Annotated in this window: 23 protein-coding genes, 1 tRNA gene and 1 pseudogene; 18 read left to right on the top strand and 7 right to left on the bottom strand. The window is 64.5% G+C overall.

The window, feature by feature from the left end:
- Positions 1-10: 10 nt before the first annotated feature.
- The 3 genes from ING15_RS01745 to ING15_RS01735 all read left to right on the top strand — a co-directional run bounded on the left by ING15_RS01745 (position 11) and on the right by ING15_RS01735 (position 3,186).
- Positions 11-1,168, top strand: coding sequence for a CobW family GTP-binding protein (locus ING15_RS01745; RefSeq protein WP_206453236.1), 1,158 nt, complete (start codon positions 11-13; stop codon positions 1,166-1,168).
- Between the two features lie 55 nt (positions 1,169-1,223).
- Entirely contained in the window at positions 1,224-1,775 is a 552-nt protein-coding gene (locus ING15_RS01740) for a DUF924 family protein (RefSeq protein WP_206453037.1), read from the top strand.
- A gap of 127 nt (positions 1,776-1,902) precedes the next feature.
- Positions 1,903-3,186 carry a GNAT family N-acetyltransferase gene (locus ING15_RS01735; protein WP_206453036.1) on the top strand — a complete coding sequence of 428 codons (1,284 nt, stop codon included), beginning with the start codon at positions 1,903-1,905 and terminating at the stop codon, positions 3,184-3,186.
- A gap of 16 nt (positions 3,187-3,202) precedes the next feature.
- Here the strand turns inward: ING15_RS01735 and ING15_RS01730 are convergent, their stop codons facing one another.
- Positions 3,203-4,867 carry an AMP-binding protein gene (locus ING15_RS01730; RefSeq protein WP_206453035.1) on the bottom strand — a complete coding sequence of 555 codons (1,665 nt, stop codon included), beginning with the start codon at positions 4,865-4,867 and terminating at the stop codon, positions 3,203-3,205.
- A 25-nt stretch (positions 4,868-4,892) separates the two neighbouring features.
- Positions 4,893-4,977 (bottom strand) — tRNA-Leu (locus ING15_RS01725).
- 171 nt (positions 4,978-5,148) lie between these two features.
- On the opposite strand from ING15_RS01725, the gene ING15_RS01720 reads away from it, so the two are divergent.
- From ING15_RS01720 to ING15_RS01710, 3 genes are read left to right on the top strand one after another with little or no spacing between them, the layout of a single operon-like run.
- Complete coding sequence (locus ING15_RS01720) at positions 5,149-5,730, top strand: YqaA family protein (RefSeq protein WP_206453034.1); 582 nt, start codon at positions 5,149-5,151, stop codon at positions 5,728-5,730.
- A gap of 12 nt (positions 5,731-5,742) precedes the next feature.
- Positions 5,743-6,276, top strand: coding sequence for a disulfide bond formation protein B (locus ING15_RS01715; protein ID WP_206453033.1), 534 nt, complete (start codon positions 5,743-5,745; stop codon positions 6,274-6,276).
- A gap of 43 nt (positions 6,277-6,319) precedes the next feature.
- Positions 6,320-7,225 (top strand): AEC family transporter, encoded by a 906-nt coding sequence (locus tag ING15_RS01710; RefSeq protein ID WP_206453032.1) that lies wholly within the window; start codon positions 6,320-6,322, stop codon positions 7,223-7,225.
- Here the strand turns inward: ING15_RS01710 and ING15_RS01705 are convergent, their stop codons facing one another.
- The 3 genes from ING15_RS01705 to ING15_RS01695 form a co-directional block, all read right to left on the bottom strand.
- Complete coding sequence (locus tag ING15_RS01705; RefSeq protein WP_206453031.1) at positions 7,226-8,431, bottom strand: DUF3095 domain-containing protein; 1,206 nt, start codon at positions 8,429-8,431, stop codon at positions 7,226-7,228.
- 158 nt (positions 8,432-8,589) lie between these two features.
- Positions 8,590-9,150, bottom strand: a complete 561-nt coding sequence (locus ING15_RS01700) for an HNH endonuclease (RefSeq protein WP_206453030.1) — start codon at positions 9,148-9,150, stop codon at positions 8,590-8,592.
- A 171-nt stretch (positions 9,151-9,321) separates the two neighbouring features.
- A complete protein-coding gene (locus ING15_RS01695) occupies positions 9,322-9,969 on the bottom strand; it encodes a DNA-3-methyladenine glycosylase family protein (RefSeq protein WP_206453029.1) in 648 nt (215 codons plus the stop codon).
- Positions 9,970-10,058: 89 nt separating this feature from the next.
- Between ING15_RS01695 and gluQRS the strand changes: the two genes are divergently transcribed.
- Entirely contained in the window at positions 10,059-10,991 is a 933-nt protein-coding gene (gluQRS, locus tag ING15_RS01690) for a tRNA glutamyl-Q(34) synthetase GluQRS (protein ID WP_206453028.1), read from the top strand.
- Here gluQRS and ING15_RS01685 read toward each other — a convergent pair.
- Positions 10,963-11,922: an AEC family transporter gene (locus ING15_RS01685; RefSeq protein WP_206453027.1), complete on the bottom strand. Its 960-nt coding sequence runs from the start codon at positions 11,920-11,922 to the stop codon at positions 10,963-10,965. The genes gluQRS and ING15_RS01685 overlap by 29 nt on opposite strands.
- A gap of 227 nt (positions 11,923-12,149) precedes the next feature.
- On the opposite strand from ING15_RS01685, the gene ING15_RS01680 reads away from it, so the two are divergent.
- The 4 genes from ING15_RS01680 to ING15_RS01665 all read left to right on the top strand — a co-directional run bounded on the left by ING15_RS01680 (position 12,150) and on the right by ING15_RS01665 (position 15,226).
- Entirely contained in the window at positions 12,150-12,995 is an 846-nt protein-coding gene (locus ING15_RS01680; protein WP_206453235.1) for a DMT family transporter, read from the top strand.
- Between the two features lie 106 nt (positions 12,996-13,101).
- Positions 13,102-13,290 (top strand): twin transmembrane helix small protein, encoded by a 189-nt coding sequence (locus ING15_RS01675; protein WP_206453026.1) that lies wholly within the window; start codon positions 13,102-13,104, stop codon positions 13,288-13,290.
- Positions 13,291-14,469: 1,179 nt separating this feature from the next.
- The gene (locus ING15_RS01670; protein WP_206453025.1) at positions 14,470-14,784 is read left to right on the top strand and encodes an HU family DNA-binding protein; all 315 of its coding nucleotides are present in this window, start codon (positions 14,470-14,472) and stop codon (positions 14,782-14,784) included.
- A gap of 22 nt (positions 14,785-14,806) precedes the next feature.
- On the top strand, positions 14,807-15,226 hold the full coding sequence (locus ING15_RS01665) for a hypothetical protein (protein ID WP_206453024.1): 420 nt from the start codon (positions 14,807-14,809) through the stop codon (positions 15,224-15,226).
- 282 nt (positions 15,227-15,508) lie between these two features.
- Here ING15_RS01665 and ING15_RS01660 read toward each other — a convergent pair whose 3' ends face one another.
- Complete coding sequence (locus ING15_RS01660) at positions 15,509-17,569, bottom strand: ATP-binding protein (RefSeq protein WP_206453023.1); 2,061 nt, start codon at positions 17,567-17,569, stop codon at positions 15,509-15,511.
- A gap of 300 nt (positions 17,570-17,869) precedes the next feature.
- Here ING15_RS01660 and ING15_RS19345 point away from each other — a divergent pair.
- The 7 genes and pseudogenes from ING15_RS19345 to ING15_RS01630 all read left to right on the top strand — a co-directional run.
- Positions 17,870-17,968, top strand: a pseudogene (locus ING15_RS19345) (cob(I)yrinic acid a,c-diamide adenosyltransferase); the annotation flags it as partial.
- A gap of 74 nt (positions 17,969-18,042) precedes the next feature.
- On the top strand, positions 18,043-18,435 hold the full coding sequence (locus ING15_RS01655) for a GFA family protein (RefSeq protein ID WP_206453022.1): 393 nt from the start codon (positions 18,043-18,045) through the stop codon (positions 18,433-18,435).
- Positions 18,436-18,544: 109 nt separating this feature from the next.
- Entirely contained in the window at positions 18,545-19,117 is a 573-nt protein-coding gene (locus tag ING15_RS01650) for a cob(I)yrinic acid a,c-diamide adenosyltransferase (protein WP_206453021.1), read from the top strand.
- Between the two features lie 34 nt (positions 19,118-19,151).
- Positions 19,152-19,889 carry a rhomboid family intramembrane serine protease gene (locus ING15_RS01645; protein ID WP_206453020.1) on the top strand — a complete coding sequence of 246 codons (738 nt, stop codon included), beginning with the start codon at positions 19,152-19,154 and terminating at the stop codon, positions 19,887-19,889.
- Positions 19,890-20,086: 197 nt separating this feature from the next.
- Positions 20,087-20,836, top strand: coding sequence for an electron transfer flavoprotein subunit beta/FixA family protein (locus ING15_RS01640; RefSeq protein ID WP_206453019.1), 750 nt, complete (start codon positions 20,087-20,089; stop codon positions 20,834-20,836).
- Positions 20,837-20,964: 128 nt separating this feature from the next.
- Complete coding sequence (locus tag ING15_RS01635) at positions 20,965-21,894, top strand: electron transfer flavoprotein subunit alpha/FixB family protein (protein WP_206453018.1); 930 nt, start codon at positions 20,965-20,967, stop codon at positions 21,892-21,894.
- 84 nt (positions 21,895-21,978) lie between these two features.
- Positions 21,979-22,860 carry a 3-hydroxybutyryl-CoA dehydrogenase gene (locus ING15_RS01630; RefSeq protein ID WP_206453017.1) on the top strand — a complete coding sequence of 294 codons (882 nt, stop codon included), beginning with the start codon at positions 21,979-21,981 and terminating at the stop codon, positions 22,858-22,860.
- Positions 22,861-22,863 lie beyond the last annotated feature (3 nt).

Here is a 22,863-nt window from a genome sequence, read left to right as displayed (position 1 = left end):
TGCATTCGTCTTGACCGCCTCGGTTTTCGACAAGGCGCGACCGATCCGGCTGACCATCCTCACCGGGTTCCTCGGGTCCGGCAAGACGACGCTGCTCAACCGCCTGCTGCGCGAGCCAAGTGTGACCAACACGGCGGTCGTCGTCAACGAGTTCGGCGAGGCCGGAATCGACCAGTTCCTCGTCGAGACGGCGTCGAGCGACGGGGTCATCGAATTGTCGGATGGCTGCCTGTGCTGCAGCGTGCGCGGCGAACTCGTCGAAACCCTCGTCAAGCTGGCGACGCGCCCGCGCCCCAACGGCGACTCGGCTCTGGAGCGGGTGATCATCGAAACCACCGGTCTCGCCGACCCGGTTCCCATCCTCGCCTCGCTGATGACCCATCCGGGGCTTTTGGAAACCTACGCGCTCGATGGGGTCGTCGCGGTGGTCGACCGGCTGGCCGGCGCCCGCAACCTCGCCGAGCGCGAAGAGGCACAACGGCAAGTGGCGGTGGCCGACCGGATCGTCATTACCAAGGCCGATCTCGCGGTGGAGACCGCGGCCGAGCCTCTGGACGCGGCCATCGCCGCGCTGAACTCGCGTGCGCCTGTGATCGACGCGGGCGATGGGCGCCCGCTGGCGTCGCGTCTACTTAATTGCGGCGTCTACGACCCGGTTTCCGGCTCCGCCGACCCGTACCGGTGGCTGGGCCTGGAATCGGGCGCCGACCATCGCGCTTCGGGAGCCCGCGATCATCCGCACGGCGCCGGTGATCGCGCGCTTCCACATCATCATGCGCACGCGCCCCATGGCGCGGTGCGCTCGTTCTCGATCGTGTGTCGCGAACCGGTGGCCTGGGACGCCATCGACGGGTTTCTCGATCTCCTGCGCTCGACTCAGGGCCAGCGCATCCTACGCATGAAAGCGCTCGTCTATACGCGCGAATACCCGGAGCGGCCGGTCGTGCTGCACGGCGTGCAGGGCTATCTGCACCCGCCGGCGCAGCTTCCCGAATGGCCGGTCGGCGCGAGCCGGGAAACGCGGATCGTGCTGATCGGCGAGGCGCTTCCGGAAACCTATGTCCGCGATCTCTTCGCCGCCTTCACCGGCGGGGTTCGGACCGATGCGCCCGACCGGACCGCTCTTGAAGCCAATCCGCTGGTGGTGCCGGGACATCGCTTCGGCTGACCGGACGGCGTACCGCCAGCACTCCCGCCGCCTTGCTTGCCCAATGGAGTCGTCCATGAGTACCGTTTCGATCGATCCCCAGACCATCGTCGATTTCTGGCGCGAGGCCGGCCCGGAGCGGTGGTTCGGCAAGGACGCCGAATTCGACGAGACCATCCTGCAACGATTCGGCGACATCTACGAGCAGGCGGTTCGCGGCGAACGCGGTGCATGGCGGAGGGATCCGACAGGAGCACTGGCGCTGGTGATCCTCCTCGATCAATTCCCCCGCAACATGTTCCGGAACACGCCGAAAGCCTTCGCGACGGACGCGCAGGCACTTGCAATCGCCCGGGAGGCGCTCGCCCGCGGCGATCATCGAACGGTCGGAGAGGATGTGAACCAGTTTCTCGCCATGCCAATGATGCATTCGGAGAGCCTTGCGGACCAGGATGCGTGCGTCGCGTGGATGGGCGAGATCGGCGACGCGGACAACGTCTCCTTTGCCAGGGAGCATCGCGACATCATCGCGCGCTTCGGACGCTTCCCCCATCGGAACGTGATCCTCGGCCGGGAATCGAGCGAGGCCGAGCGGCATTTTCTGGCCGATGGCGGCTTTGCGGGGTGAATCTCGACGAACGCCAGCGTCGGCGACCGATTCTTAAGGCTATGGCGATAATCCTTGCAGCGGAGCCGACCGAATTCCCGTCGAGATGGGCGATTCGCGTCGAAGGACTGCATTGGATAATCGAGACATGGCAGCCAAGCCTCTTTTCGACGAGTTATTCGTTCCGCCCTTGACCGCTCCCGAGATCGCGCTGGCCGGCGGAGCGGAGATCGTCCACGATCCCGAGCGCGACATCGCCGTTTCGCGTGGCGATACTGTTCGCCACTTCTCCATCTACGCCCCGATGGCCGCTTTCGGCCTGGTCGATGAGCTGTCGCATCTGTCGCGCCGGTCGATCGAGCCCAACGTGTTCTTCGATCCGCAGTTTCTCGTGCCCGCCATGCCACGCCTCGACGAACGCAAGGTCCGGCTCATGGTGGTTCGCGACGAGGCCGGCTCGCACAGCCGGTTGCGCCTCCTGATGCCGTTTTCGCTGGAACGGTCGGCGGCCGTCGGCGGACCTGCGACGATCCGCGCCTGGACGCATCCGTTTGGTCCGCTGGGCACGCTGCCCGTCGATGGCGACGATCCGGCCGACACGCTGGCGAGCTTTCTCGAAACCATCGCAAGGCCTGGATTCGCCCTGCCCGATATCCTCATCCTGCCCGATGTCCGCATCGACGGCGCGATGGCGACGACCCTTCTGGCGGTGGCGAAGGAACGCGGCTTGCCGGCCACCTGCGTCAACGGTTTCACGCGTGCCGCACTGCTCAAGGACACGGACGGCGGGCCCCGGAATCTGCCGGCTCTTTCGGGTCGGCGCCGGCGCGAGCTCGCGCGCCAGCGCCGTCTTCTGGAAGCCGCCGGCGCGGTCAGTTTCGATGTCGCCCGTGCGAAGGAAGATGTCCGGCTGGCGCTGGAGGATTTTTTCGTTCTGGAAGCAAGCGGCTGGAAGGGCCGGCAGCGCAGCGCCCTGATCACGGACCGCTATCGCGCGGCCTTCGCCCGCGAAGCCGTCAACGCGCTCGCCGCCGACGGACGGGTGCGCGTTTTCACGCTCAAGGTGGACGCGCGGGCGGTGGCCAGCCTTGTCGCCTTCGTCGATCGCGGCGAAGCCTACGCTTGGAAAAGCGCCTATGACGAGGCCTTCGCCGCAGCTTCGCCAGGACAGCAGGTCATCGCGGAAGCAACCCGCGCCTTGCTGGCCGATCCGACCGTCAAGCGCGCCGATTCCTGCGCCATGCCGGATCATTTCGTCATGAACCGGTTCTGGCCGCAGCGGATCGAGATCGCGACCATCGTTCTCGGCCTGAAGCCGGATGGCGCGCGGCGTGTCGAAGCGGCGGCGAAAGGGCTGTCTTCGATGCACCGCTCGCGCAATTTCGCCCGCCTGATGCGCGAGCGGCTGCGGGCCATGCTCTGGCTCGGATAGCCGGGTCGCCGCTCGCTTATGAAGCGCGACCAAGGGCGGTCGTCGGCGGCGCGTCCGATGCCGCTTCCCGCGCGGCCTTCTCGCGAAACACCCGACGCACGATCTTGCCGCTCGTCGTCAGCGGCATCTCGCCGACGAAGGCGACCTCGCGCGGATATTCGTGGGCCGACAGCCGCTCGCGCACGAATTTCTGGATCGATGTCGCTAGCGCGGCATCCGGCGCAAATCCGTCCGCCGGCACCACATAGGCCTTGACGATTTCGGTGCGCATCGGGTCCGGCTTGCCGACGACGGCAGCAAGGGCGACACCGGGATGGGTCATCACACAATCCTCGATCTCGCCCGGGCCGATCCGATAGCCCGCCGAGGTGATGACGTCGTCGTCGCGCCCGAAGAAGGTGACATAACCCTCTTTGTCCATGACGCCCTGGTCGCCGGTCGTCAGCCAGTTGCCGGAAAACTTTGCCGCGGTCGCCGCCGGGTTCTGCCAATAGCCGAGAAACATCACCGGATCGGGCGCCTTGACCGCGATCGTCCCGGTCGCGCCGCGCGCGACCTCGCGCCCGTCCGGATCGAGGATGGCGACGCGGTGGCCGGGCACCGGCTTGCCGATCGCGCCGGCGCGCGACACGCCATAAGTCGCCGACGAGCCGAGCACCATGTTGCATTCGGTCTGGCCGTAGAACTCGTTCACGGTCAGTCCTAGCGTCTCCCGAGCCCACAGGAATGTGTCGCGCGGCAGCGTCTCGCCAGCCGAGCCGATGGTGCGAAGGTCGAGGCCGGCGACCGCGTCGGGGCTGGCGGCGCCCTTCATCATGCGTAGCGCCGTCGCCGGCAGGAAGGCGTTGCGGATTTTTTGCCGCGCCATCAGCGCGAAGGCCTCTCCGGCCTCGAACCGCGCCTTGGTGAAGACGACCGGCACGCCGAGGAGAAGCGAGGGCAAAAGCGCGTTGAGCAGGCCGCCAGCCCAGGCCCAATCCGACGGCGTCCAGAGACGGTCGCCCGCTTGGGGAAAGTCTTCGTGGTGGAATTTCATGCCGGGCAGATGCCCGAGCAGAACGCGATGGCCGTGCAGCGCGCCCTTCGGCGGCCCGGTGGTGCCGGAGGTGAAGATGATCATCGCCGGGTCGTCGGGCGTCGTGTCGGCGGTCCCGGCGTTCGGGCTCGCTTGCGCCTCAAGTTCTGCGAAGTCGAGAACGCCGGGCTTTTCGGCTCCGACGGCGACGATCTCGGCGAGATCCGGTAGCGGCTCATCGACTGCGGCAAGCGTGGCAAGTCCGGCGGCGTCGATCACCACCATGCGCGCGCCCGATGCCTGCAGGCGAAAGCCGAGCGCCTCCGGTCCGAAGCGCAGCGCCAGCGGCACGGCGATGGCGCCGAGGCGATAGACCGCCAGGTGCGCGATCGCCGCCTCGAAGCTTTGCGGCAGCACGATCGCGACCCGGTCGCCGGGCCCAACGCCACGCGCCGCGAAGCCGGCCGCCAGCCGCACGGAGCGACGCGAAAGTTCAGTATAGGTCAGCGTTTGCGCCGCGTCACCGCCCCGGTCCTCGATCAGGCAGATCCGGTCCGGCTCGCGCGCCGCCCAGACATCGGAGCAGGCCGCCGCGATGTTGAAGCGGTCCGGCAGATTCCAGCGGAAGCTGGCATAAAGATCAGCATAGGATGATGATGTGGTCATGTCGTCCAGAACAGCGCCGGAACATTGGTGCCCCTGGCCGGAATCGAACCAGCACTCCTTGCGGAACGCGATTTTGAGTCGCGCGCGTCTACCAATTCCGCCACAGGGGCGAACGGCCTCGGCCATTCGACGCGGGACTATAGCCGCAACGGGTCCTCGGTCAATGCCGACGGTCCCGCTTCTGTGCAATGCGGTGACGGCAATTGCGTTTGCGCCGCGTTCGTCCTATGCGCCAGCCATGCGCGCGGGCCTCGTCTCGCACCCCAGGTCTGGAACCCGCCATGCTCCGCCGCCTCTATGATTGGGTCATGTCACTGGCCGCGACCCGCCATGCGGAACGAGCGCTGGCCGCGGTGTCCTTCATCGAAAGCTCGGTTTTTCCGATCCCGCCGGATGTGCTGTTGATCCCGATGGTGATCGCGGATCGGGCGAAATGGTTCCGAATCGCCTTGGTCTGCACGGTCGCCTCGGTGTTCGGTGCGTTTCTCGGCTATGCCATCGGCGCCTTGTTCTTCGACCTCGTCGGCCGGCCGATCCTGGAGCTCTACGGCAAGGCGGACGCTTTCGCCGAACTGACGGCCCGCTACAATTCCTGGGGCGGTTGGGCGGTACTGTTCGCGGCGATGACGCCGTTTCCCTACAAGGTCCTGACGATCTTCTCCGGCGTCACCGGGCTCAATCTGGTGACCTTCACCGTCGTCTCGATCATTGGCCGGGGCGTGAGGTTCTTCCTCGTCGCCTGGCTGCTCAATCGCTACGGCGCGCCGATCAAAGGGTTCATCGAGAACAATCTCGGCATGCTCTTCACCCTCTTCATGGTTCTGCTCGTCGGCGGCTTCGTCGTGTTGCGGTATTTGATGTAACGGATGATTTCGATGGGATTGACTGAACGCTTCAAGCGCCCGACCGGCTTTCGCCAAACATTGGCATCGGGCTTCCTCACCGTGGGAACGGCGATGACCGTCGGCACGGCACTGCTGTTCCAGCATGTCGGCGGCTACATCCCTTGCGCCCTCTGTCTTCAGCAGCGCATCCCCTATTACGTGTCGATTCCCATAGCGCTCGTTGCCTTCGTCGCGGCGGCGGGGCGGGCGCCGGCGGTTCTCACCCGCGGGCTGCTCCTCGCGATTGGCCTGATCATGCTCTTTTCGCTCTATCTCGGCGTCTTCCATTCCGGGGTCGAGTGGGGCTTCTGGCCGGGACCGGCAGATTGCGGGCAGGTCGGCGGCAGCGACCTGATGAGCGGCGATCTCCTCGCCACCATCGACGCCATCCGGCCGCCATCCTGCGACGAGGCGGCCGGCCGCTTCCTGGGCCTGTCCTTCGCCGGCTGGAACGCCGTCGCGTCCGCCCTCTTCGCGGCCGTGGCGCTGCGCAGCGCCGTCGCCAAGGCCGACCGGTTCGCCTGAGGACAAGCGAGGCGCTCTCCCCGAAAAGGGTTGATACGAGGCGATGCCGGCGATTTTCCTGACCCTTTGGCCGCTGTTTGCCCTGATCCTCGCGGGTCTTGTGTTCCGGCGGTCGGGCTTTCCAGGCGAGGGCTTCTGGCCGGCGGCGGAGAAGCTCAATTATTTCGTTCTCTTCCCGGCGCTGCTCTTTGCAAGCCTTGCCAACGCGCCGCTGGCCGATCCGACGCTCCTTGGTTTCGCTGCGGCGATCCTCGTCGTTCTGGTCGTCGCCGCCATCGTCCTTGCGCTGCTGCGCCGCTGGCGAGGGTGGCCGGCCGCGCGCTACGGGCCGCTGGTCCAGGGCACGATCCGCTTCAACACCTATCTGGGGCTGGCACTGGTCGGAAGCCTCTACGGCACCGAGGGCCTGGCGCGGGCCGCTGTCGTCCTCGCCGTGCTGGTACCGGCGGTCAATGTCCTGTCGGTCATCGCCCTAACCGCCGAACGCGAAACCAGTGCCCGCCAGTTGCTGATGCCGCTGGTTCGCAACCCGCTGATCCTCGCCTGCGCCGCCGGGGCGGCCTTTGCCCTCACGGGCGTTGGCCTTCCGTTCGGGACGGACCGATTCCTTGGCCTGTTGGCCGCTGCCAGCCTGCCGCTCGGCCTCCTGTGCGTTGGGGCGGCGTTGAAACTTTCGGCCGCGCGGGCCGAGACCACGACGCTTCTTCTCAACAGCGCGGCCCGGCTTCTGGTCATGCCGATCCTGGCCGCGCTGGTTGCATGGCTGTTCAGCCTGTCACCCCTCGATGCGTCGTTGATCGTGATCTTCTTCGCGCTGCCGACCGCCCCGACCGCCTATGTGCTGACGGCCCAGCTCAAGGGCGACGCGACGCTGATGGCCGGGCTCGTCACGCTGCAGACGCTGCTGGCGGCGGCAAGCCTGCCGCTGGTTCTGGCCGTGTTCGGCTGATCAGGCCGATCCTTTGCCGTCGCGCCCGGGAAGCATTGCCGCCGCCGCAGCATAGCCGCCCGCCGCTCCGTCGATGAAATGCACATGGTCGCTGCGGTTCGCCGAGGGTACGAAGCAGGTCATCAGTGCCGCATTCTGGCGGTGGGTGCCGACGCGCGCGATCCCATCGGCCGCCGCCTCGCTGAGCCGCGCCTCGATCCGGTCGGCTGCTGCGGGCGTGCAGTCGAGCGTCATCCTCAGGCCGTCGTCGAACTTGCGGAAGTCGGTGTTGCGGACGAGTTCCTTGCGATAGCGCTTCGGGTCGAATCCGCCGATGTGGATTCCGGTCTTGAATGTCAGGTGGGCGAGAAAAGAGCGCAGGAGAACGGATAGCCGCGACGACCACAGGGCTCGACCGGTTTTCGCCGCCCAGACCTTCGCCTCGATCGGGAGACCGGCACACGGCCATCGCTGTTCCGGCCCTTCGGGCGGGACAGGACTGCCAGCTTCGATACCGTCGGCCCCCAGCGCCAGGATCTCTTGTGCCAGGGCGGCGAAGTGCTCTAGCGCGGCCTCGGGAGCTGGGACCATGATGATCGACAAGATCAGGCCGCGACTTGCCGGAATCGCGGAGAATCGGCAAGTGAGGCCGGTGAGATCCGGGTGGGCGGCATCGCCGGTTGCCGGTTCAAGCCGATATTCGCCAGCCTTCATGCGCCGTTCGGCCCAGGCGAGACCGCCGCCGTCGAACATGGCGTAGGCGACGTCGGGTGAGGGTGAGAAGCGGGCCACCCGCACTTCGTGGCCGTTCTCGCGGATGGTCGCGACCGGTATCATCGCAATGCGCAGCGTCAGGTCGAAGGCCTCGCGCGCCCAGCCGGCGACGGCGGCCATTGCGGTGCGGCCAAGCTCGGCCTCGGCGGCCGGCAGGGCGAACCCAGCGCCGTCGCCACCGAAGGCGAAGGGAAAATCCTTCCCGGCAAGGCCGTTGGCGATGGCGGCGATCACTGCCGCGGCGACCGTGTTGATCTGCTTATAGGCGCCCGCTTCGATGGCGGCGGTGGAGCGCACGATGTCGGCCACCCCGACCACCCAATCGTCTGGAAGCGGGACATAGGCGGCGGGATTGCCGAGACGGCGGAAATCCGCGGAGGTCGGCAACGCGGCGTAGAAGTCGAGGCCGGTGCTAGTCGGCTTCGGGCGGGCTTTGTCTGGCGGTTCGTCCATCGATGGTTCCGGTTCAGGCGAGGCACTCCGCCGGGCATCCTAGCATCGAGGACCTTGGCGGGCAGCGCACATCGTTGCGTCGTCGATGCAGCTTCGAACGAACGGGATGAAGGGGTTTCGATCGGACCGGTGGAGAATCGCGTTGCTGATCGATGCGCCTATTCGGGATCGAGTTCGGAATCCCAGTAGAGATAATCGAGCCAGCTTTCGTGCAGGAAATTCGGCGGAAACAGCCGGCCGTTGTTGTGCAGATCGTGGACGCTCGGCTGATAGGGCTTTTGGTGCGGGAACATCCCGGCCGACTTCGGCATCAGCCCGCCCTTCTTGAGATTGCAGGGCGAGCAGGCGGCGACAACATTCTCCCAGGTGGTCAGGCCACCCCGCGAGCGAGGGACGACGTGATCGAAGGTCAGTTCTTGCGGCGAGCCGCAATACTGACACTGGAAGCGATCGCGCAGGAAGACGTTGAAACGGGTGAAGGCGGGATGGCGCGCCGGCTTGACGTAAGATTTGAGGCAGACGACCGAGGGAAGCCGCATCGAATAGGTCGGACTTCGCACCGCCCGGTCGTATTCGGCCAGAATCGTCACGCGGTCGAGGAACACCGCCTTGACGGCGTCCTGCCACGACCAGAGCGACAGGGGATAATAGCTGAGCGGCCGGAAGTCGGCATTCAGCACGAGTGCTGGGGATAAGTCCTGAGTCACGGCGATCGTCACCGGTCGTTCTCCTTAACTCCCAACGATCTCAACAAAGACTGCGTGACTATCGTGCTCTATCGTGTCGCCTTTGTGAAGCCTGGGCGTGAGCGAGTTTGGCGAACGGGTTCCCTTGGTTGCCAGCAGTCTGGTCGCCCTGTGGAGAAGATCTGTGGATAAATGTCACGTGGGTCATTCGGCGGCGGGCGCCGGGGCCGCGTCGCGGCGCGTCACGGCCGCGTAATAGGACCAGAACAGGCGCGCAGCGACCGAACGGTGCGGCGACCAGCGCTCGGCGATCAAGGCGACGGCCGCCGCCGCCGGCCGCGCCTCGTGGTCGAAGGCGTGGCCCAGCGCCGCTTGCAAGGCGAGATCCCCGGCGGGAAAGATGTCGGGATGACCGGCGCAGAACAAGAGATAGCATTCAGCGGTCCATATCCCGATGCCGCGCACCGCGACGAGTTCGGCGATCGCGTCGTCGGCGGACGCCGCCTCGACACGCGTGAAGTCGAGTTCGCCGTCTTGCACAGCTTGGGCAACCGCCAGCATCGTGCGTTGCTTGGGGCGCGACAGTCCGGCTCGGCGGAAGGCCTCGTCGGGCGCAGCGAGGATCGCCGCGGCGTCGTCGGTCTCGACCTCCCGTGTGAACCGGGAGAAGATCGCGTCGGCGCTCGCCTTGGAGACCTGCTGCGCGACGATAATGCCGGCAAGGCCTTGCAGCCCGCCAGCACTACGGCGCAGCGGTACCTCGCCCGCCGCGTCGATCACCCGATGCAGGCGGCCGTCCGCCAGTCGAAGGGCATCCAGCGCCGCCGCAATGTCGGCTTGTGTCCTGATCATGGCGTCCGGTTCCTCAATTGCCGCGACTCTGTCACGTTCCCTGCGCATTCCGATTCTAGGGCGGACGGGAAACGAGGGGAATCAATGCGATGGATTTGACATCAGCCGTGTTCCGGTTCGCGCCCAGCCCGAATGGGGAACTGCATCTCGGCCATGCCTATTCGGCGCTGCTCAACCACAAGATGGCGCGCGAGGCCGGCGCGACATTCCTCCTGCGCATCGAGGATATCGATCGGGCCCGCTGCACCAAGGCCTACGAGCAGCAGCTCGAGGACGATCTGTTCTTTCTCGGGGTCGACTGGGATGCGGCGCCGCGCCGGCAGTCGGAGCATTTTTCCGACTACGCCGCAGCGCTAGAAGCCTTGGCCGACGAGGAACTGATCTATCCGGCCTTCATGTCGCGCGGCGACATCCGCGCCCATGCCGAGCGCCACATCGAGGAAACCGGCGAGCCCTGGCCGCATGATCCCGATGGGGCGCCGCTCTATCCCGGTCTCGACCGCAAGCTGTCGACGCGCGAGCGCGAGCGGAAGATGAGCGACGGCGAACGGTTCGCCTGGCGGCTCGACACGGAGGCGGCGGTCGAACGGGTGCCGGCGCTGACCTTTACCGAGACCGGGCGTTCGCACGAGGGTGTCAGCGGCGAGATCGCCGCGCGGCCGCTCGACTGGGGCGACGTGGTGCTCGGTCGCATGGAGATGCCGACGAGCTATCATCTCGCCGTCGTCGTCGACGACGCGCTGCAGGGCGTGACCGACGTCGTCAGGGGGCGGGATCTGTTTCATTCCACCAGCGTCCATCGGCTGTTGCAGGCGCTGCTCGGCCTGCCGGCGCCGCGCTACCATCATCACGACCTGATTTTGGGCGCCGACGGCCGCAAGCTGTCGAAGAGCGCCCGCGACACCGCGCTGAAGGCGTTGCGCGAGGCCGGTCTTTGTGCGGAAGACATTCGCCGCATGGTCGGCTTTCCCGGCCGGTCGGCGGCGGAATGTTTTACCCGAGCACGGTCAGCCACACGCTGAGGGTGACCACCGACAGCACCGTCGAGACCAGGATCGTCGTCGCCGCCAGCTTCTCGCCGGACTGGAAATAGGCCGCGAACAGATAGGCGTTGACGCCGGCCGGCGCGGCGGCGGTGAGCACCGCCCCCTTCAGCCAGAGCGGCGGCAGGACGAGCCAGGTGCCGAGAAAGAACACGATCGCCGGCATGACGACGAGCGACAGCGTCGCGACGATCGCCGACGACAGGACGTCGCCCCGCAACCCGTAGCGGGTCAGCGACATGCCGAGGGAAAACAGCGCCAGCGGGCCGGCCGTGCCGCCGAGCAGTTGGGTGATCTCGTCGACATGGGGTTCCAGCGGCAGGCCGGTGGCGCGCCAGACGAGCCCCGACAGGATGCCGACGATAATGGCGTTGGTCGCCAGGTTCTTCAGGACCCGCTTCAGCGTCTTGGCCGTCGAGACCCGCGGCGGCGCGGTGCCGGCGTCGCGCGCGTCGAGGAGCGCCGCGCGCTCGACGATCAGCGTCGCGACGATCATCATCACCGGCAGATGGATGGCCAGAATCAGCAGCAGCGGTTGCAGGCCGGCGTCGCCATAGGCGCGCTGGATCGTCGGAATGGCGACGAAGACGGTGTTGGCGAAGCTCGCCGAGATGCCGGCGATGACGCCGGTGCGCCGGTCGGCACCGGTCAGGCGCCGGACCACGACGCTGCCGATCGTCCAGACGATGGCGATGGCGCTGAAATAGGTCAGCCACAGAAACAGCGGGTTGGCGTCGCCGAAGGCCGATGTGGCGAGGGTGCGAAACAGCAGCACCGGCACCGCGACGACGAAGACGAAACGGGCGAGGGCCTCGCCGGTCGCGTCCGACAACAGCTTCGCCTTCGCCACCAGAAAGCCGATGGCGATCAGGCTGAAGATCGGGACGATGACGTTGAGGATGTCTTGCATGAGACGGGGCCGGCATTCGCTTGAGCCCCGGCGATAGACCGCGCCGGGTGGCAAGGCAAACGCACGCGGCGCGATTCCGTCAGACAGACTGACGATATCCGGCTTCCGGCACGCGCGCCGCCCTGCTAGAGCGGAACGATCGCGGCGCCCGCTCGCCGCCGACTCGTCCGTCCCGAAAGGCCGTCAAAGTGAACCGGTTGCTGCCCTTCTTTCCGGCGATCTTCGTCATGCTCTGGTCGACAGGCTTCATCGGCGCACGCTATGCGATGCCCCATGCCGAGCCGTTCACCTTCCTGTCGCTGCGCTACGCGCTGGCGCTCTTGATCCTCGGCGCGGTCGTCCTCCTGATGCGGGCGCCCTGGCCGGGCTGGCGGCCGGCGGCCCACGCGATGATCGCCGGCAGCCTGATCCACGGCGTCTATCTCGGCGGCGTGTTCTTCGCCGTGCGCCACGGCCTCAACGCCGGCATCGCGGCGCTGATCGTCGGGCTGCAACCGGTGCTCACCACCATCCTCGCCGCCAGCTTCCTCGGCGAGCGCGTGCAGCCGCGCCATCTCCTCGGCCTCGTCCTCGGACTCTTCGGCGTCGCCCTGGTCATCCTGCCGAAGCTCGACGGTTCGGGCGAATACCGCCTGCTGACGCTCGGCCCGGTGTTTCTCTCGGCGCTGGCGATCTCGGCCGGCTCGGTCTGGCAAAAGCGCTTCGTCGGCGGCGTCGATTTGCGCACCGGCACCGCGCTGCAATATCTTGGCGCCCTCGTGCCGACGCTGGCGCTGGCATGGCTCACCGAGACGATGGTGCTCGACTGGACCGGCGAACTGGTCTTCGCGCTCACCTGGCTGGTCTTCGTCCTGTCGATCGGCGCGGTGTTCCTGATGCTTTATCTGATCCGCGAGGGCGCGGTGTCGCAGGTCGCCTCGCTGATGTATCTGGTGCCGGGCGTCACCGCGATCACCGCCTGGCTGCTGTTCGGCGAGACGCTGTCGCCGATCCAGCTTGCCGGCCTCGTCATTGCCGGGGTCGGCGTTGCCGCCGCGACCCGCCGACGAAAACCCGTGCCGGCGAGCCTTTGAGCCCCGGCCGCGTTCCCGCGATCCCGCTCGCGAGCGCGGGACTCGCGCCGTCGCCGTCACGACCTATATTGCGTGCTCCCGCCGCAAACCCTTCGAAAAGGCCGGCATGTCCGATACGCTCACCTATCTCGCTTTGTTCTTCATGCTCGCCACCGCCGGCGTGCTCGGCGCCGGGCTCCTCAATTTGATGCGGGGCGGCTCCAGCAGCACCTCGCAGAATTTGATGCGCGCCCGCATCATCCTGCAGGGCATCGCGGTGCTCGTCCTGGTCGCCGTGCTGCTGCTGGCACGGTAGGGGGCTTTCTCCCTCGCCCTTCGAGGCTTCTTCGCTCCACGGATGTGGGAGAGTGGGCGCGCGGCGGCGGGCTACGGGGTCTCGGCGCTCTCTCGCCCCCACCAGTGGGAAGAGGGCGCGCAAGTGACCCGCTTCGTCATCCTCGGCCGCAGGTCGGGGATCCATGCCAAGCCGTTGCCGCCGCCAGATCGGTCCCGGAAACACGTGCCGCTTCCGTCATCGCAGCGGACGTCACGCACGCGGAGGCATGGATCCCCGCGCAAGCGCGAGGATGACGAAGCGGGGAGGGCTGCCCTTTTCCTTCCAAGGGGCGAGAAGGCGCGCGTCATCGCCCGCACCGCGTTCACGGCCGGCGTATGCATTCCTCGACACTGATCCTTCCCCCTTTCGCTTCGATTATCTGTCCCCTCCTTAAGCTTCGCCTTGCGGCTCGCTAAGGGGCCCGTTTCTCTGTCCCGCCCTTAAGCTCCTCGCGAAGCTCGTCGCTGGCGGGTCCCTGATCGCAGCCCTCCCTCGCGTGGCTCGGGAGAGGCGGCGGGACGCCGGAGGCGAACCCTCCGACTGTTTTAAGTCGATACGGTCCGCCTCCGGCATCCCGCGCGGCGTTTGACCAACCCTTCGACACGGGCGCCCTTGCCTTGAGTGGGCTCCCATGCGCTGCCGGCTCTTCGGCCCTTGCGGGGCCTCAAGCGGACCGATCCGCAGACCCCTCGTTAGTGGGGGACGGTCCGGCGGAGCAAAGGGTCGTCCGGGCCGGATGCTTCTCCGGAAGAAGCCCCGTCGCGGACGCCGCCCGCTGGCCCCCGAACGATCCCGGTGATCATTCGCGCCCGTTCCGTGGGCCAGCGGTGATCAGAGTATGCGGGGGGTCGAAAGGGTGGGGAGAAAATTTTTTGGGGGGTGGGCGGAAGCTGCCGGTCCGGCTCCAGGCGAGCACTTCGAAGAATCGGATGCGCGCAAGCATCTTTTCGCAGGGAGCGCCGTGTCGATCCTGGCTGGCGTGCTGTTGCTGGCGCGATAGGGGGGAGGTCGCGGGTAGGTGATGATGTGCTGCTTACGGCCCAGAAGCTTAAAGCGAAGCCGCCGACGTTGTCATACGAACAGCAGCAGTAGGGCTTGCCGCATAATTTCCTTTATGTCACGTTACGTAATCTTCAGGAGATTTGACTGGGAGATGGCGTGAACAAGCAGGATCTCATCGCTGCGGTGTCGGACAAGGCTGGTCTGACACAAGCTGATGCAGCGGCTGCCGTTGAAGCAGTTTTTGATGCCATTCAGTTGGCTCTAATCAAAGGAGACGAAATACGTCTTACTGGTTTTGGGACATTCTCTGTATCCCACCGTGCTGCATCGAAGGGGAGAAATCCGTCCACTGGCGCAGAGATTACGATCCCAACACGCCACGTTCCGAAGTTCTCTGCCGGGAAAAGCCTCAAGGATGCTGTCAATCGAGGTGACGATGATGGATCGGGTGGGCCGCGATACCGGCCTTAATCACTCTAACTAGGAGCGTGGGATGGAGCCGGCGGAACGCCGCAAGAACCAGCGAGCGAATCAGGATTATTTCTCGGAAAAAATCAGCGATCTGAGCCGCTACATCGGGTTCGGGTTAGTGGCGGCTGCATTTAGTTTGCTTTCGAAAGCGACGGAATATTCCAAAAATCTCAGCGACGATACTGATTTTTTGCTGGTATTAAGCGCAATATGTGGTTGTATTGTAATTGTTTGTGACTATGTTCAGATGTTTTTCGGATGGAGTTCTGCTTCTCTGGCTGCGAGAAATTTCAATTTCGGGTACAGAATGTCCCTAGGATCTTGGGTATTCCGCATCATTCAGATAATAATGTTTTTTTTGAAGCAATTTTTTGCTATGTCGGGCGCGGTGATAATAATTTATGCAATCAGTAAAAGTATTAATATCGCTAGTTTTATTTAACGGGATTTTCTGTTCATAAGTGCGCGTTGATGGCGCCATGCATTATGTATCATAGTCAAGCCGAACAAGATTTATACCAAGGCCGGTGATTCCGGGGACGCCGGCTCGTCTTCGCGGACGTGCTGCTGCTGGTACGGTAGCAGGCGGCAGCGGCTGGGTTGCAACTGCTGCTTGGATGGGGGTGAGCGGCTGTATGAAGCAACTGCCTGCGCCGGGATATGGCCGAAGCTTGACAGTCAAGCGACGCTCGGCATCAATTGCGAAGCGTGTAAAATCAAAACTCTACGAAGGCGATGAAGGATACTCGAGAGGACCAGCCTGACGGTGCTGGAATTCTGTTCCAGCCTCCGGATGGGATTTGCCAGCCGACCCCTCACTGGCATCTTGCGCTGATTTCTCCCCCCGCAGGATGGAAGATTTCAAATGCGAGATGCGATCTTCTATCTCTTCAGTTGTAACTTCGATCTGTAACTGTTCTTGAATAAAGTGCAGCCGCGCTTCGCACTCTCGAATAAGCTCCGCCCACGACTTCACCCATACTTTATGGTTTGGTTTCTCTAAAAAGAGGCCAACAGGGCGACCGCTCTGGGTAATCCTCTCTCTCACGGCGTCGTCGTATTCGCCTGTGACAAGGAAGAAATTCCAGTCAGTCTGTGTATTGATGAAGTCAGGCTGACTCTTAATCGCGTTGACGTAATCCTCGAGCTGGTCCAATTCCTTGCGACCGACTCGAAGGGATGGGCGCTTGAGTTCGAGAAGCAGGAATTCGCGATGGTTTTTGTCAGGATAGGGGACAACACGTCCTAGGAAAGAATCGACTCGGCCAATCTTTCCGTCCGGCTTCCGCGTTTTCTTACTTCCTGTCTTGATAGCCAGCTCTTGCGAAACGCGTGCCATTACCTTTGTAAGCCCGCGCTCCGCGAGAGTGATGTGAAAGTTCTCGCCAAAGACCCACGTATTGTCCCGGATGAGAATGTCGAGCTCGCCGCGCTCCTTAACCGTTCTCCGATGCTTTGGGTCGAAAACGATTCCCTTCAGAACTTCCAGAAGCACAACGCGATCGGCGATAAGGCTAGAGGCGGATATAATGCTCGCTAGTGCAGTTTTATTAAGGAGTCCTGCGAATTCGTCCTGTCGATTCTTTGGTAGGTTGAAGACGGCATGTAGGATGTTCGAGATGGATTCCGGATTGTGTCGGATGGCTTCTCGAAGAAGGCTCAGCGTCATCTTCTTTAATGAATTGTCCGCCTTCTTGAACTCACGCGAGTACGACGAAACCGCGTGCGTGGCGATGTCAAAAACTTGGCGTTCACGACTCTCAACCGCATCTTTCGGATCCCCCACGTATGGATAGACGCCAGCCGCCTTCAGTTCCTCGATTAACTCGCCGCTCCGCTCAGCCTGCCGCATCCGGAAGTAGTCGGTGAGTGTTTCGCGCACATAATCGACGACCCGGGTGAAGTCGGGATCGTTAAGTCCGTCGAAATCAAGCAGGTTCGCGTCGGCGATCTCCTGAAAAAATGGGGAATAGGCATATGCGGAAAAATTGAAGTCAGGCGCCGTAACATTCGCGGCTTGCGATCCCAGCACGACGCCGCTCTCACCGCCAAAATGGATTTTCCGACGCTCAACATTCACCTTCCACTCGATCACCTTAATGGTGACATCCTTGACCACGCGGTTGGGGCAAATAACTACCTGAGCGGGAAAATCCATCGCTCTGTCGATCGTCGTTGTTGGATCTATACGCCGACCGTCATAAGTAATGGTGACATCTGGATACTGGAGCAGGTAAGGCGCAAAGATCGCGCTGAAATCTGAACGCATCTCCTCATCCGTCAGCCAATCGAACGTTTCCTTGAGAGGTCCGAGCCTGAGAACAGTCCCGGTAGCACAGTCACTAGTCGATTCCGGGTCGGAAACATCCGCCGTCTTCAATGCGTCCGCCGATATCTCGATTGCTAGCCGGAATCTCTGCCCCTCCTCCTCATAGCAGCTGTCCCATAACGCCTTCCTCGCCAGAGAGAAGAACCGCAGCCGTCCCTGTCCCTCTTTTCCATGCACGGCGCGCTGCTTTCGCGTCCGCCGGGCCTGACGTTTCCAAGACGCTCCCACATTCTCGAAATCCTGGGTCGCCCGCTTGTGGGAGATGCCATTGCCGGTGTCGCGAATCACAATCGCTTCCAGCCCGCCCAAGGCATTTCGTTCGAACTCCACATCCACAGCCGTAGCATCGGCGTCCAGAGCGTTCCATACAAACTCCGCGAGCGCCTTCACAGGGTCGCGCGTACTGGCGACCTTCTGTAGGTGATCTTGTTGGGCCTTCACGGTAAGGATCGTCATGCACCCGGTCTATTCGGTGTCGAGATGCCGGGCAAGTTCGCAGAAATCTCCCCACGCAAGTGGCTCCTGCTCACGACTTCTCTCGGTTGCCGAACATCCATTTTCGAGATTGAGGTCTCGTCGGTTGGAGGACGACTGTGGCCGCGAAATGGAGGCGCTGAACCATCTCGACATCCCGCTGGCCACGAGCCAATCCTTCTCGCCCCACAACGAGCCCTGCGCCCCCCTTTTCGCCCGCGCTCCTCACCTAGACCTATCCCCCACGCACCCATCCCCTATGATGCCGCCAAACCGGGGGACATCACGGTCAAGCTGAACAAGATCGACGCCAGGATCGGCGATGCCGGGGAGACCGGGCTCGGCACCGGCGAGCGGCGGGCGAAATCGGATTTGCGGGTCGCGCGGCGCTGTCGACGCGCTGAATGCGGTTTCGTCGGCAAGTGGTCGACCCCTGATCTGAGAGGAGGCGCAACATGGACCGATTCACCGGCGGTTGCCTGTGCGGCGACGTCCGCATCGTGGCATCGGGACGCCCGTACCGGGTCGGCCTGTGTCACTGTCTCGACTGCCGCAAGCATCATGGGGCGCTGTTTCACGCCTCTGCGGTGTTCCCTCAGGATGCGGTGACGATCGCGGGCGACACCCGCGACTATGCCGGGCGGTTCTTCTGTCCGCGCTGCGGCTCGCCGGTTTTCGGCCGCAGCGGCGACGAGATCGAGGTGAATCTCGGATCGCTGGACGCCCCCGATCAATTGATGCCGACCTATGAACTGTGGACCGTCCGCCGCGAAGCCTGGTTGCCGGCGTTTCCGCTGACGCGGCGCTACGCGCGCGATCGTGACGATACGGGCCGCTTCGAGGGGTAGGTCGCCGGAACAGAGCGACGACGCATTTGACCACCCCGGCGCCCTCTTCGCGCCACGCCCCTATCCCCCGCCGCCGCGTCCCCTATGATCCCCGCCGAACGGAGACATCATGGTCAAGCTGAACAAGATCTACACAAAAACCGGCGATGCCGGCGACACCGGGCTTGGCACCGGCGAGCGGCGGGCGAAATCGGATGTCAGGGTCGCGAGCTACGGCACGGTCGACGAGCTGAACGCGGTCGTCGGCCTCGTGCGGCTTGCCGCCGATTCAGCGCTCGACGAAATGCTCGCCCGCATCCAGAACGAGCTGTTCGACCTCGGCGCCGATCTGGCGACCCCCGAGACGGCCGAGCCACTGCCCTATGAGCGGCTGGCGATCGTGCCCTCACAGGTCGAGCGGCTGGAGCGCGAGATCGACGCCATGAACGCCCGGCTGGAGCCGCTGCGCTCCTTCGTGCTGCCGGCCGGCTCGCCCGCCGCCACCCATCTGCATCACGCGCGCACCGTCGCGCGCCGGGCCGAGCGGCTGATGGTGGAGCTCGCCCGCAAGGAGGGTGAGATCGTTTCGGCGGCGGCGCTCACCTATATCAACCGGCTGTCGGACCATCTTTTCGTCGCCGCCCGCATTGCCAATGACGACGGCAAGGGCGACGTTCTGTGGGTGCCCGGCCAGAGCCGGTAATCGAGGGGGCTGCCCCGCGCAGCAAGGATCGCCCGTGTTCGTTCCCATCTACGACGCCAACCGGCTGCGGCGCATCCGATTCCAGTATGTGACGGTCGGGCTGATCGCCGTGAACGTCGTCATCTATCTGGTGTTCACGGCAACCGGCGAGACCGGCGCCTTGCTGTCGGCCTTCGAGATCACCTACGGCTTCATTCCGGCGGTGGTGAACGGCTATGCCGATCTGCCGCCGCACTATGTGGCGGTGCCCGAGGCGCTGAATTTCGTCACCTACGCCTTCCTGCATCTGAATTTCTGGCATCTCCTCGGCAACATGCTGTTTCTCTGGGTGTTCGGCGACAATGTCGAGGATGCCTTCGGCCATCTCCGCTTTCTCCTGTTCTATCTCGCCTGCGCGGCGGCCGGCGCCTTTGCCCATTCTCTCGCCATGCCGGAGTCCGAGGCGACGCTGGTGGGCGCGTCGGGCGCCGTCTCCGGGGTCGCGGCGGCCTATCTGATGCTGCATCCGCGCGTCTGGGTGTGGGTGCTCGCCTTCGGCCGCATCCCCTTGTACTTGCCGGCCTGGCTGCTTTTGGCGATCTGGATCGGCTGGCAGTTCGCGCTGTTCATTGCCGGCGGCGAGGACGTCTCCTACGCGGCTCATGCCGGCGGCATTCTCGCCGGGGCGGCGCTGACGCTGGTGCTGCGGCAAAAAGGCGTGCCACTGTTCGACAGCCGGATCGAAACGCCGCGCTCCGTCGAGCTTGAGCGGAAAGACGAGCGCGGGGCTTGAAAGATGCCGGCCGGGGCGTCACTAAGCGGCCAGAGACGCAAGGGTTTTTGACACTTACGTAGACGTCATTTATCGCATTGCGACAATCGGCCGAACTCGTGTCGCAATCACGGGCGCATGCGAGGGACGAGTCAGGCCGAGTTCAACTGAACAAGCGTCCGGATCGCTCCGGGTCGACCAAGGGGGAGTCTTCGCCGATGAAAGTTCTCGTCGCCGTCAAGCGTGTGGTGGATTACAACGTGAAAATCCGGGTGAAGCCGGACGGATCGGGCGTCGATCTCGCCAACGTCAAGATGAGCATGAACCCGTTCGACGAGATCGCGGTGGAAGAGGCGATCCGCCTCAAGGAAGCCGGCACGGCCACCGAGATCGTCGCCGTCTCCGTCGGCCCGCAGCAGGCCCAGGAGACCATCCGCACCGCGCTGGCGATGGGCGCCGACCGGGGCATTCTGGTCAAGACCGATCAGCCGACCGAGCCGCTCGCCGTCGCCAAGATCCTGAAAGGCGTGGTGGACGCGGAAAAGCCCGACCTCGTGATCGTCGGCAAGCAGGCGATCGACGACGATTGCAACCAGACCGGCCAGATGCTCGCCGCGCTGCTCGGCTGGAGCCAGGGCACCTTCGCCAACAAGGTGGAGCTCGCCGACGGCCGGGCCAAGGTGACGCGCGAGGTCGATGGCGGCCTGCAGACCGTCGACATCAAGATGCCGGCGGTGGTCACCACCGATCTCAGGCTCAACGAGCCGCGCTATGCCTCGCTGCCGAACATCATGAAGGCGAAGAAGAAGCCGCTGGAGGAAAAGTCGCCGGACGATTACGGCGTGGATATCGCGCCGCGGCTGGAGGTGCTGAAGACGGTCGAGCCGAAAAAGCGCGAAGCCGGCGTCAAGGTCGCGAGCGTCGACGACCTGGTCGACAAGCTGAAGAACGAGGCCGGGGTTCTTTAAAGCCAGTCCAGGAAAAGTGGGCACCGGTTTTCCGTCCGGACTTGCGACGAGAAGACCGGTTCCGCCGGTAAGTTCGATTTTCCGTCCAGACGAGCGACGGAAACTGCCCTCGATCGGGAGACAATAGCATGACCACGCTTCTCATCGCCGAACACGACAACGCGGCCCTTTCCGACCAGACCGCCAAGGCGCTTGCGGCGGCGTCCCAGATGGGCGGGGACGTGCATGTCCTCGTCGCCGGTTCCGGCTCCGGCGCCGTCGCGGAGGCCGCGTCGAAGCTTGCCGGCGTCGCCAAGGTGCTGCATGCCGATGCGGAGGCCTATGCGCACCGCCTTGCCGAGCCGCTCGCCGACCTCGTCGTCAAGCTGGCGGATGCCTATGACGCCATCGTCGCTCCGGCGACCACGTCCGGCAAGAACGTCATGCCGCGCGTTGCCGCGCTGCTCGACGTGATGCAGATTTCCGACATCGTCGCGGTCGACGGCCACGATACGTTCCAGCGGCCGATCTATGCCGGCAACGCCGTCCAGACGGTGAAGGCGGGCGACGCCAAGAAGGTGATCACCGTGCGCACCGCCGGCTTTCAGGCCGCTGGTGAGGGTGGTTCGGCCTCGGTCGAAGCGGTGGATGCCGCCGCCGATCCGGGGCTCTCGGTCTTTGTGGGCGAACGTCTCGCGGAAAGCGACCGGCCGGAGCTGACGTCGGCGAAGATCATCCTCTCCGGCGGCCGCGCGCTCGGTTCGAAGGAAAAGTTCGATGAATTCATCCTGCCCGTCGCCGACAAGCTCGGCGCGGCGATCGGCGCCAGCCGCGCGGCGGTCGACGCCGGCTATGCTCCGAACGACTGGCAGGTCGGCCAGACCGGCAAGGTGGTGGCGCCCGATCTCTACATCGCCGCCGGCATTTCCGGCGCGATCCAGCATCTGGCCGGCATGAAGGATTCCAAGGTGATCGTGGCGATCAACAAGGACGAGGAGGCGCCGATCTTCCAGGTCGCCGATTACGGCCTGGTCGGCGATCTCTTCCAGATCCTGCCGGAGTTGAAAGACAAGCTCTGAGCGTCGCCGCGCCGCCTTTGACGGCGGGAGGGGTGAGCATTACTGTTGCGGCGCAACAAATTCCGGGAGGCGGTTGAAGGCGAGATGGCGGACAGGATCAGCAAGGTCGGGGTGGTCGGCGCGGGCCAGATGGGCGCCGGCATCGCCCATGTCGCCGCGCTCGCCGGCTATGACGTGACGCTCTACGACATCGCGGAAGATCGCACGGCTGCCGGCATCGAGCGCGTCAGCGCCGCGCTCGACCGGCAATTGGCCTCGCAGAAGATCACCGAGGTCGAGCGGGCCGAGGCGCTCGGACGGATCCGTACAGCGACCGATCCCGCCGCCTTCACCGGCCTCGACCTCGTCATCGAGGCGGCGACCGAGGACGAGACGGTCAAGCGCAAGATCTATCGTGACATCTGCCCGCATCTGTCCGAGGCGGCGATCCTCGCCAGCAACACCTCGTCGATCTCGATCACGCGGCTGGCCTCGGCGACCGACCGGCCCGAACGGTTCATGGGCATCCACTTCATGAACCCGGTGCCGGTGATGAAGCTGGTGGAACTGGTGCGCGGCATCGCCACGGATGATGCGACTTTCGAGAGCGCCAAGCAGTTCGTCACCGCGCTCGACAAGACGATCACCGTTTCGGAGGATTTTCCGGCCTTCATCGTCAACCGCATCCTGCTGCCGATGATCAACGAGGCGATCTACACGCTCTACGAGGGCGTCGGCTCGGTGGAATCCATCGACACGGCGATGCGGCTCGGCGCCAACCACCCGATGGGGCCGTTGCAGCTTGCCGATTTCATCGGCCTCGACACCTGCCTGTCGATCATGCAGGTGCTCTATGACGGGCTGGCGGATTCCAAATACCGGCCGTGCCCGCTGCTGGTGAAATACGTCGAGGCCGGCTGGCTCGGCCGCAAGACCGGCCGCGGCTTCTACGACTATCGCGGCGAGCATCCGGTGCCGACGCGGTAGCAC

Origin of the sequence: Aurantimonas marina, from assembly GCF_017183135.1 — a bacterium.
Taxonomy (GTDB): Bacteria; Pseudomonadota; Alphaproteobacteria; order Rhizobiales; family Rhizobiaceae; genus Aurantimonas; species Aurantimonas marina.
The sequence above is the reverse complement of the archived record's forward strand: the minus strand, read 5'-3'. Positions and strand labels throughout refer to the sequence as shown.